General features: G+C 41.0%; 14 protein-coding genes. 4 read left to right on the top strand and 10 right to left on the bottom strand.

The features are described 5' to 3' along the window. Nucleotides 1-230: 230 nt before the first annotated feature. Both AB4140_RS06890 and AB4140_RS06895 read left to right on the top strand, forming a co-directional pair. A complete protein-coding gene (locus tag AB4140_RS06890) occupies nucleotides 231-1,133 on the top strand; it encodes a LysR family transcriptional regulator (protein ID WP_372000325.1) in 903 nt (300 codons plus the stop codon). Between the two features lie 354 nt (nucleotides 1,134-1,487). Beyond that, nucleotides 1,488-2,183, top strand: a complete 696-nt coding sequence (locus tag AB4140_RS06895; protein WP_157936432.1) for a TrkA C-terminal domain-containing protein — start codon at nucleotides 1,488-1,490, stop codon at nucleotides 2,181-2,183. A 70-nt stretch (nucleotides 2,184-2,253) separates the two neighbouring features. On the opposite strand, the gene fabF is transcribed toward AB4140_RS06895, so the two are convergent. From fabF to yceD, 8 genes are all read right to left on the bottom strand, one after another. Continuing rightward, nucleotides 2,254-3,489, bottom strand: coding sequence for a beta-ketoacyl-ACP synthase II (gene fabF / locus AB4140_RS06900; RefSeq protein ID WP_102477238.1), 1,236 nt, complete (start codon nucleotides 3,487-3,489; stop codon nucleotides 2,254-2,256). 197 nt (nucleotides 3,490-3,686) lie between these two features. Continuing rightward, entirely contained in the window at nucleotides 3,687-3,920 is a 234-nt protein-coding gene (acpP, locus tag AB4140_RS06905; protein WP_011496723.1) for an acyl carrier protein, read from the bottom strand. Nucleotides 3,921-4,080: 160 nt separating this feature from the next. Next, entirely contained in the window at nucleotides 4,081-4,827 is a 747-nt protein-coding gene (gene fabG / locus AB4140_RS06910) for a 3-oxoacyl-ACP reductase FabG (protein ID WP_372000327.1), read from the bottom strand. A 9-nt stretch (nucleotides 4,828-4,836) separates the two neighbouring features. Then, nucleotides 4,837-5,763, bottom strand: coding sequence for an ACP S-malonyltransferase (gene fabD, locus AB4140_RS06915; protein ID WP_102440292.1), 927 nt, complete (start codon nucleotides 5,761-5,763; stop codon nucleotides 4,837-4,839). Nucleotides 5,764-5,869: 106 nt separating this feature from the next. Next, complete coding sequence (locus AB4140_RS06920) at nucleotides 5,870-6,829, bottom strand: beta-ketoacyl-ACP synthase III (protein WP_102440291.1); 960 nt, start codon at nucleotides 6,827-6,829, stop codon at nucleotides 5,870-5,872. A gap of 9 nt (nucleotides 6,830-6,838) precedes the next feature. Then, nucleotides 6,839-7,867 (bottom strand): phosphate acyltransferase PlsX, encoded by a 1,029-nt coding sequence (gene plsX, locus AB4140_RS06925; protein ID WP_076536206.1) that lies wholly within the window; start codon nucleotides 7,865-7,867, stop codon nucleotides 6,839-6,841. Between the two features lie 14 nt (nucleotides 7,868-7,881). After that, a complete protein-coding gene (gene rpmF, locus AB4140_RS06930; protein ID WP_011496728.1) occupies nucleotides 7,882-8,052 on the bottom strand; it encodes a 50S ribosomal protein L32 in 171 nt (56 codons plus the stop codon). Between the two features lie 17 nt (nucleotides 8,053-8,069). Continuing rightward, nucleotides 8,070-8,594 (bottom strand): 23S rRNA accumulation protein YceD, encoded by a 525-nt coding sequence (gene yceD / locus AB4140_RS06935; protein WP_076536204.1) that lies wholly within the window; start codon nucleotides 8,592-8,594, stop codon nucleotides 8,070-8,072. Between the two features lie 240 nt (nucleotides 8,595-8,834). Between yceD and AB4140_RS06940 the strand changes: the two genes are divergently transcribed. Further along, nucleotides 8,835-9,443, top strand: a complete 609-nt coding sequence (locus AB4140_RS06940) for a nucleoside triphosphate pyrophosphatase (protein WP_102440290.1) — start codon at nucleotides 8,835-8,837, stop codon at nucleotides 9,441-9,443. Between the two features lie 180 nt (nucleotides 9,444-9,623). Here the strand turns inward: AB4140_RS06940 and AB4140_RS06945 are convergent, their stop codons facing one another. Together AB4140_RS06945 and rluC are read right to left on the bottom strand one after the other, a co-directional pair. After that, nucleotides 9,624-10,280 (bottom strand): HAD family hydrolase, encoded by a 657-nt coding sequence (locus AB4140_RS06945; RefSeq protein WP_102440289.1) that lies wholly within the window; start codon nucleotides 10,278-10,280, stop codon nucleotides 9,624-9,626. Beyond that, nucleotides 10,277-11,233 (bottom strand): 23S rRNA pseudouridine(955/2504/2580) synthase RluC, encoded by a 957-nt coding sequence (gene rluC / locus AB4140_RS06950; RefSeq protein WP_102520007.1) that lies wholly within the window; start codon nucleotides 11,231-11,233, stop codon nucleotides 10,277-10,279. The genes AB4140_RS06945 and rluC overlap by 4 nt, the downstream gene beginning before the upstream one ends. 601 nt (nucleotides 11,234-11,834) lie before the next feature. On the opposite strand from rluC, the gene rne reads away from it, so the two are divergent. Then, the coding region (gene rne / locus AB4140_RS06955) for a ribonuclease E (RefSeq protein WP_372000330.1) at nucleotides 11,835-14,659 on the top strand (2,825 nt) is incomplete at its 3' end.

The raw sequence follows: 14,659 nt of genomic DNA on the forward strand, positions 1-14,659 counted from the left end.
CTATCACCTAAATAATATTAACTATTTAAAAAACATTGACTTAATGTCTTCTTACTCATTTATGCATATATTTTAATGGCGGCAGAGAAAATCTTGTAATCATCTATGATGGATCTCACCCATCGAAATCTATAAACAATTGTTTTTATGTGTGATAAATTGTGATTTAAGTGACGGTATAACCCCAAATGCATACCACATCGCATTTTTCATTATTTGAAGAGACAACTATGAACTTTAGTTTGGAACAACTTCTTGCCTTTGTAACTGTCTATGAGCAGAAAGCTTTCAGTAAAGCAGCGGTGAAACTGGACAAACATCGTACAACTATTGGCCAAGTCATTAATAACCTTGAAGATCAATTAGCCATTACCCTGTTTGAACGGAACGGTAGAACCGTTGAACCGACTGAAGATGCAGTACTACTTTATAACTATGCCAAACAGGCTATTGAGCAATCCAAAACCTTTGACCAAGTGGCCATGAGCTTGGCATTTGGTGAGCTTAATTCAATTACAATTGGGTATTGCAGTTTTATACCGCAACAAGTGATATCTGAGATTAGAAAACAACTGCTAATTGACAGCCCATCATTAAAAGTTAACTTCCTCGTCAGAACCAAAAATGATATTAAAGTGGGAATACAAGACGGCAGTATTCATTTTGGAATTGTGAATGTATACGAAAGCAAAGTGCTAAACAGCATCGATCATACTTTTTTATGTAACATGTCATTTGCCGCTTTCACCAACAAAGACGCTGACCTAGCAACACTAAACTCTGAAGCAACCTTGGCTAAAATGAAGACTAGCCGTCAGTTTATCTTAAAATCCATGCTTGATGATGATATGAGTAAAAAAATCATTGTCTCCTCCAATTATGAAGTGGTAGATCAACTGACTCTCATCATTAAAATGGTTGAAGAAGGTCTTGGGTGGAGCATTTTCCCATTGTTAATCAATTCCATGGAATATACTGCACACGATCTTATACCGATAGAAATAGAACAAATACAAGACGCATTACAAGTACCTATATCACTTTGGAACCCACACTCAAAACAAGTTATGCCGGCCAAAAAGTCTATCACATCAGCCATAGCTAACTATATAAATAGAGTTAGATCCAAATAATAGCATCATATTTGTATTAGTAGCCTCTGCATTAAGAGGCTTTCATCCCTTTAGTTATCTTCAGCAACTTCAATGCAGGGTTTCATCCTTCAAATGAGATTGTCTATAAAACTGACTGCACTTTATTATGACTGCATAACACCACACTGTATTGATTATCGTTGGTGATATTTTACCAAGGGTGAATATCCCTACTATGTAATTAATATATACAGTAATGAGTATTGTTGGCATAAATCGCTCCAAAATAAAGTAGTCATAATTATGGAAACAATTGAAAATTTATTTCATTCCAACCCATACATCACTTTTGTTTTAACATTAGTAATAGGTTTTTTAATCGGCTTAATTAGCATGCACAGAGTTGTGTTTGGTATTCTGGCTAGTTTTATCGGTGGTTGCATCACCATCACACTGCTTCATCTCCATTTAGAGCCAGAACTTGGTGTACTGCTATTGGGTATATTTATCTATATCATTGGTTTTTTATCTGGCTCTAAATATACAGAGAGTAAACTCTTGTTAATGGATCCATTTAAGCCAAAAAATATCAATACCACTAAAAATATTGTTTCTCGCTCATTTGAAGTAAATAACGATAGTACGGTCGTCGATAAAACCTTGTTACAACTTAATGAGGCAGCAATTGATGTGAGTTTTGAATTAACCTTAAGCCAAAACCTTGATAAACAACAGCCTGATATGATTGCAGCAGGTGATATTGTGACCATTACCGGACCTAATAATGCACTTTATTATTATGATGATAATATCATTGGTACTGAAATCGCTATTGATGATAGCAACATTATTGAAACGACATTTGAATACGTGATTAAGCCTAACCACTTAGTTGGTCTGTCACTAAAAGCGATTAAAAAAATGCTGAATGCCAATACCGACAGTTCAGTATGTATTACAGCACTTGCCAGAAATAAATTTGATATGTTGATTACTCCTGATCTGATAACTGAAGAAGGCGATCATATTCAATTAGTGGGTAAGAGTAACGACATTGAGCGAGTACAGCAGCGACTAATAAAACTGTAAGCTTTAATTAATTTAAATAAAAAGGCAGTCACTTTTAAAGTGACTGCCTTTTTATTACATTTTAATCACGTTACTTTTTAAATAAAAGTGAACCATTAGTGCCACCAAAGCCAAATGAGTTACACAATGCATAATCAAAACTATGGGGTTTGGCTACGTGCGGTACAAAATCTAAGTCACAACCTTCATCAGGGTTATCCAAATTAATGGTAGGCGGTACAATTTGATCCCGCAACGCTAAGATTGTAATAATTGCTTCAACTGAGCCCGCTGCACCTAATAAATGTCCGGTCATAGATTTAGTAGAACTTACAAGTAAATCATAAGCATGGTCGCCAAACACCGACTTAACCGCAGCCGCTTCAGCTTTATCACCTGCTGGAGTCGAAGTGCCATGGGCATTGATATAACCAACCTCTTCATTGGCAATTTGCGCATCATTAATGGCATTAACCATTGCTGCAGCAGCGCCCGCACCATCACTTGGTGGTGATGTCATATGAAAAGCATCGCCACTCATACCAAAGCCAACAAGCTCTGCATAAATTTTAGCGCCGCGCGCCTTAGCATGCTCATACTCTTCCATCACCAACACACCTGCGCCATCACCGATAACAAAACCATCACGGTCTTTATCCCATGGGCGGCTTGCAGCGGTTGGATCGTCATTACGAGTTGACAAGGCTTTGGCGCTGCCAAAACCAGCAACAGCTAACGGACAAGTAACATCTTCAGCGCCGCCAGCAACCATAACGTCGGCGTCACCGTAGGCAATCGTACGCGCTGCAAAACCAATATTATGCACACCCGTTGTACAAGCTGTTGTTACTGCAAAGTTTGGCCCAGTCATGCCATACTTAATAGATAAATGACCAGAAATCATATTAATAATGGTGCTAGGAACAAAAAATGGCGACACTTTTCGAGGGCCACCTTTAAGCAATGCTGCATGATTTTGCTCAATTAATGGCATTCCGCCCATACCAGCACCAATCGCTGTGCCAACTCGCGCTGGATTTTCTTGTTCCATATCAAGACCTGAGTCTGTCATTGCTTGTATACCTGCAGCCATGCCGTATTGGATAAATAAATCCATTTTACGGGCATCTTTGCGAGACATATAATGCTCAACATCGAAGTCTTTTACCGAGCCACTGAAACGAGTACTAAATTCAGTTGCATCAAATTTGGTAATAGGTGCAATACCACTTTTACCAGCTAATAAAGATTGCCAAGAAGATTCGACATCGTTACCCACTGGAGTAACTAGTCCTAAACCTGTAATTACCACACGACGTTTAGACACAGCATTCACCTTTGTATTTTATTAGGCATTCGCCAAGAGATATTCTGTTAACCCACCACCAATCAAAGGAAAAAGATCAAACGGATGATAAGAAATGATGGGTTAACTCACTTTTATAGAGAGTTAAGTCGACATTTATTCGACGCCACAAACAAAAACAGGCGGCATAAATGCCACCTGTTTTAGTGAATCAGGGATTACTGATTTTTTGAAACGTAATCGATCGCTGCTTGAACAGTAGTGATCTTTTCAGCTTCTTCATCAGGGATCTCAGTGTCAAACTCTTCTTCTAGAGCCATAACCAATTCAACAGTGTCCAGAGAATCTGCACCTAAATCGTCTACGAATGATGCAGCTGATTTAACGTCTTCTTCCTTAACGCCAAGTTGCTCAATAATGATTTTCTTTACACGTTCTTCGATGTTGCTCATTAGTTTTCTTTCCTATTCAAATTACACACTTGCGTAAGATTGAGAGTAGTTTATTCGATCCAGCTGACATTGCAAGCTTAGTTTTCGTGGTCTAACCACGAAAATTATCATACTTTGATATCAAACGAGATTCAATAAAAGTCGTTATCAATTATGGTCCTTAGGCCATGTACATTCCGCCGTTTACATGCAAAGTTTCACCAGTGATGTAAGCTGCAGAGTCAGAAGCTAGAAACAATACCGCATTGGCAATCTCTTGCGCCTGACCGAGTCGAGCCATTGGAACTTGCGCCATGAAAGCTTTTTGCTGCTCTTCATTAAGCTCATCTGTCATGTCTGTTTGGATAAATCCAGGGGCAACAGCATTAACGGTAATTTGACGAGATGCAACCTCTCTTGCAAGAGATTTTGTAAATCCAATCAAACCAGCTTTAGCTGCTGAGTAGTTTACTTGCCCGGCATTACCCATGGTTCCGACCACAGAGCCAATATTAATAATACGGCCGCTGCGCTTTTTCATCATAGACCGCATAACCGGCTTGGATAATCTAAACAGTGATGTCAAATTAGTGTCAAGAATATCATGCCACTCATCATCTTTCATGCGCATTAATAAATTATCACGTGTGATACCAGCATTGTTTACTAAGATATCAACATCACCGGCTTTTTCTTTTATCTGGCTGAATAATTGTGTAACTGATTCACTATCAGTCACATTTAATACTAAACCAAAGCCGTTATCACCAAGGTAATCTTGAATTGCAGCGGCACCTTTTTCACTGGTTGCAGTGCCGATCACGGTAGCGCCTGCTTCAACCAGTGTTTCACTGATGGCACGGCCAATACCACGACTTGCGCCAGTAACTAACGCGACTTTACCTGTTAAATCAAAGCTAATGCTCATGAATATTCCTTATTGAATTAAAGCTGATAAAGTGGCTGCATTATTAATTGCTTGCCCTTTTAATGACTTATTAATTCTTTTTGATAACCCAGTTAATACTTTACCAGGGCCAATTTCAGCTAAATCAGTAATCCCCTGACTTGCCATTAACTCAACTGTCTCACTCCAACGTACCGGGCAATATAATTGGCGAACTAGCGCATCTTTAATTGCAGCTGCATCATTAGGGCTTGCTACATCAACGTTATTAATCACAGAAATAACCGGCGAGTTAAACTTGATATTCTCTAATGCAAGTGCCAGTTTATCAGCTGCAGGTTTCATTAATGCGCAATGTGACGGCACACTCACAGGTAAAGCAACTGCCATTTTAGCGCCAGCAGCTTTACATGCGCCAGCGGCTCTTTCTGTGGCTTCTTTTTCACCCGCAATAACTACTTGGCCAGGACTATTAAAATTCACAGGGCTAACAACAGCGCCATTTGCTGACTCTTCACATGCCTTAGCAATTGCATCATTATCTAAACCAATAATGGCGTACATAGCACCGGTACCTGCTGGTACTGCTTGCTGCATTAATTGACCGCGCAATTCAACTAATTTTACCGCATCTTCAAAGGCAATAATGCCAGCACACACTAATGCTGAATACTCACCTAAACTATGGCCTGCTAAAACAGCAGGTTTAATCGTGCCACTTGCTTCGATAACGCGCCAGATAGCCACACTTGCGGTTAATAATGCAGGCTGAGTTTTATCTGTTTCATTTAGAGTTTCAGCAGGTCCATCTTGCACCAATGCCCATAAGTCGTAACCTAATACGGCACTCGCCTGAGCAAATGTCTCAGTTACTACAGGGTAATCAGCTGCTAAATCAGCAAGCATACCAACTGATTGCGAGCCTTGACCTGGAAAAACAAACGCTATATTTTCCATTATAATTATTACCTTTATTCGTTTTTGAAAAACAACTTTTTATTTTTTGCTAGCTGTAAAATATAAATTAATCGCGTTATATCCTACTGCTATTTATCAATGATATCTAGAATCTAACTAGCGCACTGCCCCAAGCAAATCCACCGCCAAATGCTTCAAGTAAAATAAGCTGTCCGCGTTTAATACGGCCATCTCTTACTGCCTCATCTAACGCGATAGGCACAGAAGCTGCTGAAGTATTACCGTGCTTTGCCAGCGTTAATACCACTTTATCTAAACTCATATCTAACTTTTTGGCGGTCGCTTTAATAATTCTAAAGTTGGCTTGATGTGGTACTAACCAATCAATTTCAGACTTGTCGATATTATTAATTCGCAGGGTTTCTGTCACCACATGGGATAATTGCGTCACCGCAAACTTAAAGACATCATTGCCCTTCATGGTCATAAAGCTCACAGCTTCTGATGTTTCGCTGGCCCGAGGCGGGAATGTGCACTTTAGCAAATCCCCCTGGCGGCCATCGGCATAAATATGGGTTGAAATAATACCCGGTTGCTCACTGGCGCCAATAACCGCAGCGCCAGCACCATCACCAAATAATATGATGGTACTGCGATCTTCAGGATCGCACAGGCGTGACAACACGTCAGCGCCCACCACCAATATTTTCTTAGCGGCACCGGTTTTAATAAATTGATCTGCAACCGACAATGCATAAACAAAGCCTGAACATGCGGCAGCAATATCAAATGCAGGAATAGTATGAATGCCTAATAATTTTTGTATTTCGCAAGCCGCAGCTGGAAATGCATTATTGGCACTGGTTGTACCACAGACAATCATATCTAATTCGCTTGCTTCAACACCTGCCATTTCTAAGGCTTTCAGCGCAGCTTGATAACCCATGGTAGTCACAGATTCATATTCAGCAGCGATGCGTCGCTCTGAAATACCCGTACGTTCCACAATCCATTGGTCAGAGGTGTCGACCATTTTTTCTAGATCGTGGTTACTACGAACTTGCACCGGCAGATAACTACCAGTTCCGAGAATTTTTGTATACATATTATGAGATCAGCTATTGATGTCTAAAAGAATCGTCTCCAGACGATCTTTAATCATTTCCGGTAAACGACGTTTTGCTTCCGTTGCAGCTAAATTGATTGCTTGTAAATAAGCGGCTTCATCAGCATTTCCGTGACTTTTTACTACTATTCCGCGCAATCCTATCAGACTTGCACCATTGTAGTGGTCGGGGTTCATCTTACTCAGTACAGCTTGGATACGTGGAGCGAGGAATTTTGATAACAAACGAACGAAAAAGCCTTGAGTTAATCCATGTTTTAATTGATGAACTAATAACTTAGCAATACCTTCAGATGTTTTTAATGTAATGTTGCCAACAAAGCCGTCACAGACGATAACATCGACTTTGCCGGTAAATATCTCATCACCTTCAATAAAGCCATCGTAATTGACTTGAGAAGTGTGTATCAGGTGCTGAGCTGCTTGTTGGACTTGATCGTTACCTTTAACGTCTTCAATACCGACGTTAAGTAACGCAATTTTTGGTCTAGAGCGTTTATGCACAACTTCACATAACACCGAGCCCATGACAGCAAACTGAAACAAGGTTTCAGAATCGCAAGAAACGTTAGCACCCAGATCGAGTAAATAGACTGGTTTACCTGTCATAGCAGGTAAACAACTGACTAATGCAGGTCTATCTACACCGGGCAAGGTTTTTAATAAGATCTTTGATAGCGCCATTAACGCGCCAGTATTACCCGCACTCACACAGGCCTGAGCCTTACCATCTTTAACTAATTCTAATGCTAAGCGCATTGAACTTTGTTTTTTAGAACGGATAGCATGAATTGGTCGATCACACATAGTGATGACTTCAGTGGTATGGATAATTTGAATTCTTGCTTGAATAGCCGTTTCAATATCAATTAGATATGGGTCTATTTCGGCTTGATTACCGACTAGATAAATTGATAATTGAGGGTTAAATTTCAGTGCCTGCAAGGCTGCAGGCACTGTGACGAGGGGGCCATGATCGCCCCCCATCACATCTAACGCGAGCGTCAGATTCGTCATAAGATTAGCAACAATTACTTGTTGATAACCTTTTTACCGCGGTAAAAACCATCAGCAGTCACATTGTGACGTAGATGTAATTCACCGCTAGTAGCGTCTACAGATAATTGAGCTGTGCTCAATGCATCGTGTGAACGGCGCATGCCGCGCTTTGAACGTGATTTTTTATTCTGTTGTACAGCCATTTGACCTGTCTCCTAGATTACTTGCTCTTCAGTTTTTCTAACACTGCAAACGGATTTGGACGCTCCTCATGAGAGGGGTCAATCTCGCCTACAACTACGTCGCTCGTTCCTAAATTGCAATCATCATTCTGATGCATAGGAATAATTGGCATAGCGATTATCAATTCATCTTCAACCAATTGATGTAGACGAACTTCACCAATTTCATTGCACTCAATCGGCTCATACGCATCCGGGAGCTCATCGATTTCATCTTGGGTCTTACAAAGACCAAAGCTGAAGTCGACCGTAACCTTTGTGGTATATGGTGTCATACAACGTTGACATAGCAGAGTGAGCTCCGTCACAGCCTTCCCGCGAAGGTAGACTATCCCCTGAATATCGACGCCACATTCTAACGACACTGTCACATCGGAACAATCGCCAGCACATAATTCATTTAATCGCTTATTTTGAACCCCAGGCACTATGCCTTCATAACGAAGACCACTGGCTGCAGTTCGAATAGGATCAATTGATACTGGTATCTTTACTGTTTGCATAAGGCGCGCATATTATAGTTTGAAAACGCTAGAGTCAAAGAAAATTTATCCAAATTGTGGTTAATGACTTAACCAAACAAAATAGACTCATTACTTAAACACCAACATTAAAATGGATCGAAGCGAAATTTTACCTGTCACAGCCCGCGATCACAAGCGCGATCCGACTAAAATTACTCCATTCAGTCGCTTTTTTATCGTATTATAGAAGTAATTGTCTAATTCCCCGAATAGTGAGCCATGAACACTAAAATCATCCTAGCTTCCACCTCTATTTATCGCAAAGCGTTATTAGAAAAATTACAACTGCCGTTTGAATGTGTCAGCCCAAAAACCAATGAAACGCCGCTTAAAGATGAAACAGCGCAGCAATTAGTTTTGCGTTTAGCGCAATTAAAAGCACAAGCTGGTGTTGAGTTATTTAATCAAACGAGCTGTCAGCAAGCGCATATTCCTGCTGTGATCATCGGCTCTGATCAAGTGGCCGTCATTAATGGACAAATCATTGGTAAACCACTAAACAAACAAAACGCAGTTAAACAACTTAAGCAAGCCTCAGGTCAATCTATTACCTTTTATACTGGCTTAAGTGTTATCCATAATGTCACACAGCAAGCTTATAGCATTGTAGAACCCTTCACTGTGCACTTTAAAAAATTAACGACTGCAGAAATTGAGCGTTATGTTGATTTAGAGCAGCCTTTATATTGCGCAGGTAGTTTTAAATCTGAAGGACTGGGTATTGCTTTATTTGAACGCCTTGAGGGAGATGACCCTAATACCCTCATTGGTCTGCCATTAATCCGCTTAATCGAGCTATTAAAGCGCCATAATATAAACGTGCTATAAACTTTTTGATGCTAAAAAATATTTACACAATGCTAAATTTTCAACAAGACCGTCTTTAGCTTGCACAATGCCGCTTTGGCTAGCTGTCAGTTCAACAGGTAATTGGCTCACAAAAAAGCCGATGCGGTTAACATCGGCTTTATGAATTACAAAAGTAAGCAAAGCGTATTATGGCTCTGCTTATATATGTAATAAAATATCTTTCGGTTGATTAACTGTGGCTGTGGGCCCTTCAGTTAACAGATCCTCTAGGCTATGGGCGCCATAGGTGACCGCAATACTGTTTACCTTAGCATTGTTCGCCATCGCAATATCAAGTTTTGAATCACCGATCATCACCGCTTGATCCGCGTTAATATTTAACTCTTCGAGCAAAGATAAAATCATCGATGGATGCGGTTTCGAATGCGCTTCATCGGCTGAGCGAGTCGCGACAAAATATTGCCCTAAACCAGTTTCAGCCAACATTCGGTCTAAGCCCGCCCGCCTTTTACCAGTGGCAATTGCCAAGGTGTAACCAGCGGTTTTGAGTTGTGCAAGTAAATGCTCTATGCCGTCAAACAAAGGCGATGGTGTTAGATTAACATTAAGGTAATAGTGTTTATAACCTGCGATTAATTCATCGTACTTATTCCCATGATGAGGAAATAATTTTTCTAACGCAGGTAATAAAGACAAGCCAATGATATCCCTAACCGCTTGCTCAGAGGGAATATCAAGTGCTAATGATTGCGCCACGCTTTGCATACAATCGACAATTTTACCGACTGAATCCATTAAGGTGCCATCCCAATCAAAAATCACTAATTGGTACTGCTTTATATTATTTAGCTTCATGCACGAGTCAATTTATCTAAAGTGGCTAACAAAACATCATCAAGTGGCGCTTTGACTGTGGTGACTTCATCATTGTCAGGATGTTTAAATTTAAGCTCTGCAGCATGCAAGAACAAACGATTTAAACCTTTAGCCCGCATAGAATCGTCAAATTTTTGCTCACTGTATTTGTCGTCACACGCAATAGCATGGCCGGCATATTGACAATGCACGCGAATTTGGTGAGTTCGACCTGTCACTGGACTGGCTTTGACTAAGGTACATCCTTGGTAACGCTGCATAATTTTGTAACGTGTTTCAGAAGGTTTACCTTCTTGATTGGCACGAACAATACGTTCGCCGGATTTTAAGGTAATTTTTAGCAAAGGCACTTTAACCACTTTGTCTTTTGCCTGCCAATCACCTCTAACTAATGCAAGGTAATCCTTTTGCATCGTTTTGTTTCTAAGTTGCTCATGCAAATGCTTAAGTGCACTGCGCTTTTTGGCAATAAGCAACACGCCAGAGGTGTCTTTATCTAAACGATGTACTAGCTCTAAAAATTTTTGCTGTGGCCTTAAAGAACGTAATCCTTCAATCACACCGTAATCGACACCGCTACCACCATGAACTGCGATACCTGCAGGTTTGTTCAGCACGATAAGATGATTATCTTCATGAATGATTCTGCTTTCTAACTGGCTTACTTTAGACAGTTTTGCAGACGGCGCTGTGCGGTTGTCTTTTTCCGCAATTCTAACTGGCGGAATACGAACAACATCTTCAAGTTGAAGCTTGTATTCTGGCTTCACTCTTTTTTTATTAACCCTCACCTCACCTTTACGCACGATTCGGTAAATCATGCTTTTAGGTACACCTTTCAATTTGGTGAGAAGAAAATTGTCAATGCGTTGTTCGAAATGGTCTTCATCAATAGTGACCAATTGAACTTTTGTGGGAGTTTCTGTATTCATGATGCGCCTTAAGTTATTACGGCGCGTATTGTAACCTAAGTTTCTACCTGATGGGACAATAAGAATGAGAGTTTTGATTGCTGTCTAAATTGATTATTGCTATATTTGCGCTGTGATTGAGGATAAACAGTGGATAAAATGTTCACAAACTCAATTTATTACGGTGTTTTTTCAGTAGAATTCATGAACAAGACTGGTAGCAAGTCATTGATTTGCAAATTGTAAACATCACAAAACGAAATAATTCGTTTTTACAATTAAACCGTCGGTGTCATCTTTATTTTAAAAGTTTTCCTGAAAAATACCATCCCAAATTCGAACAAATTTTAGCTTGTTATCAAACAAACCAATTCGACTTGGGCATTATCGGAAGAAATATTAAATTTATGGGGTTGGTTGATAATGAACAACCAATTCCTTGTTTTTGTAATTATTAAAAAATAAGCCATAAATAGGATGCGACACGCAGCGATGCGTCTTACAGTAATGCGCACCTAACTTGCCTAAAAACCAGCCGCGAGGCTTTGTGCATAACCATTTTAGGCCCGTAATGCAGCGAATTTACTTTGTTTGATGACCTTATTAGAAGAATTAAGTCATCATGAAACGTATGTTAATTAATGCAACTCAGTCTGAAGAGTTGCGTGTTGCCCTAGTTGATGGGCAACAATTGTATGATCTGGACATCGAAAGCCCAGGCCATGAACAAAAAAAATCAAATATCTATAAAGGTACTATCACCCGCGTAGAACCTTCTTTAGAAGCTGCTTTTGTTGACTATGGTGCTGATCGCCATGGTTTCTTACCGCTAAAAGAAATTGCTCGCGAATACTTCCCTAAAGGTTACTCTTTCCAAGGCCGTCCAAATATCAAAGAAGTGGTATCTGAAGGTCAAGAAGTTATCGTTCAAATTGATAAAGAAGAACGCGGTAATAAAGGCGCTGCGCTAACAACCTTTATCAGTCTTGCAGGTTCTTACTTAGTACTTATGCCTAATAACCCACGTGCTGGCGGTATTTCTCGTCGCATTGAAGGTGATGAGCGTACTGAACTTAAAGCGGCAATGTCTGAGTTATCAGTGCCAAACGGTATGGGCTTAATCGTTCGAACTGCAGGTGTTGGTAAAGATGCTGCTGAATTAAAGTGGGACTTGAAAGTTTTACAACATCACTGGGATGCAATTCAAGAGGCCGCGCAAACCAAACCTGCACCTTTCTTAATTCACCAAGAGAGTAACGTTATTGTTCGCGCAATACGTGACTACTTACGCCGTGATGTCGGTGAAATTTTAATCGACCACCCGCGCATTTTTGAAGAAGCTAAACAGCACATAGGTTTAGTTCGACCAGATTTTGTTGAGCGCGTTAAGCGTTATGAATCAGAAGTGCCGTTATTTACTCACTTCCAAATTGAATCTCAAATCGAGTCGGCTTTCCAACGTGAAGTACGTTTGCCTTCAGGTGGTTCAATCGTTATTGACCCAACTGAAGCGTTGACCTCTATCGATATTAACTCTGCACGCGCAACCAAAGGCGGTGATATCGAAGAAACAGCATTAAACACTAACCTAGAAGCTGCTGATGAAATTGCCCGTCAATTACGTCTTCGTGACTTAGGCGGTTTAGTGGTTATCGATTTCATCGATATGACCCCTGTTAGACACCAACGTGAAGTTGAAAATAGAATGCGTGATGCGGTTCATTTAGATCGTGCCCGTGTTCAACTCGGTCGCATCTCACGCTTCGGCCTGATGGAAATGTCTCGTCAACGTCTTCGTCCTTCTCTTGGTGAATCAGCTGGCCATTTATGCCCTCGCTGTCACGGTCAAGGTACGATTCGTAGCACTGAGTCTTTAGCGCTTTCTATTCTTCGCTTAATGGAAGAAGAAGCAATTAAAGAAAACACCACTCAAATAGAAGCAGTAGTGCCTGTCGATGTAGCGGCCTTCTTGTTAAATGAAAAGCGTAAAGCAATTCGTATTACTGAAGAGCGCCATAAAGTTGAAGTTTATGTCATCCCAGATGCACATATGACCACACCAGATTACCGTGTATCACGCCTCAGAAGCGATGATGAAGTGGTTGAGTCAAGCTACAAGCGTGTTGAAAAGCCTGCTGCAAAACTTTACGAGCCTCGCAAATTAGAGCGCGCGGAAGCACAACAGCCAGCAATTAAAGGCTTCGGTACCCCTAAAGCGGCGCCAGCAGCTACAACTGCAGCTAAACCTGCTGCAGTAGCCAAACCGGCTGCGCCTGCAGAGCCTGGGTTCTTCTCAAAAATTGTTGCTGCTATTAGTGGTTTATTCGCCTCACCAGAGCCAGTTAAAACTGAAACTAAATCTGCTGATAAGAACCGTAAAGAAGCACAAAACAACCGTCGTAATCGTCGTAACGACTCTCGTAATGACAGTCGTCGTAACGATTCTCGAAATGACAACCGCCGTAATACTCGCAACGACGCTGATAATAAAGGTCGTGATAATAAAGCGCGCAATAAAAAGTCGGACAGAGATGTAGCTAATAAAGAACAACTTGATAAGCGTCCAACTAAAGCAGAGCCAAAAGCGAAGACAGAAAAGCCACGTCAAGATGCTGAGAAATCGCCTAAGCAAGAAGCAGCGAGAGAGCGTCGTCAACGTCGTAACATGCGTCGTAAAGTGCGAATTGAAAATGAGCAAAACGAAGCTAAATTAGCGGAAACCACCACTTCACAGGTTGAAGTTGCAGTTGAACCTAAAGCTAAGCCAGAGACCAAACAGGATTCAAAACCTGCCCGTACTCGCCGCCCAAGAAAAGACGCTGAAGTTATCACTAAAAATGATTCAGCTAAATCTGAAGCTAAGGCTGCTGTTCCAGTGACTAAAGACGTTAGCACTGAAACTGACATTAAAGTAGAAGCTGAAACGCCAGTTGAAGCGCAAGCACCGGTTCAGGCGCCTGTTACTGAAACCGCTGTTGCTAACACAACATCTGCAGAAGAAATCACAGCAACTCAAGATGCTTCTGAAACCGTAAATGAAGATGCTGATGACAAGCGTGAAGGACAGCGCCGTAGCCGTCGTAGCCCTCGCCACCTTCGTGCAGCGGGTCAACGTCGTCGTCGTGATGAAGATGATACCTCGTCAAGCCCTGCTGTATTTACATCTGTTGATGAGCTAGAAAAACAACTTGATGCAGAGCAAGCTAACGAAGCTAAAGCTGCACCTACTGTAGAAACGCCAGCTGTCGAAGTTAAAGCCGAAACACCTGCAGTAGAAGTTAAAATTGAAACGCCAGCGGTTGAAGTTAAAACTGAAACCCCAGCGGTTGAAGTTAAAACTGAAACGCCAGCAGTTGAAGTGAAAACTGAAACGCCAGCAGTTGAAGTAAAAACTGAAACGCCAGCAGTTGAAGTAAAAACTGAAACGCCAGCGGTTGAAGTGAAAAC

This window comes from Shewanella sp. 10N.286.51.B2 (assembly GCF_041469265.1).
Classification (GTDB): domain Bacteria; phylum Pseudomonadota; class Gammaproteobacteria; order Enterobacterales; family Shewanellaceae; genus Shewanella.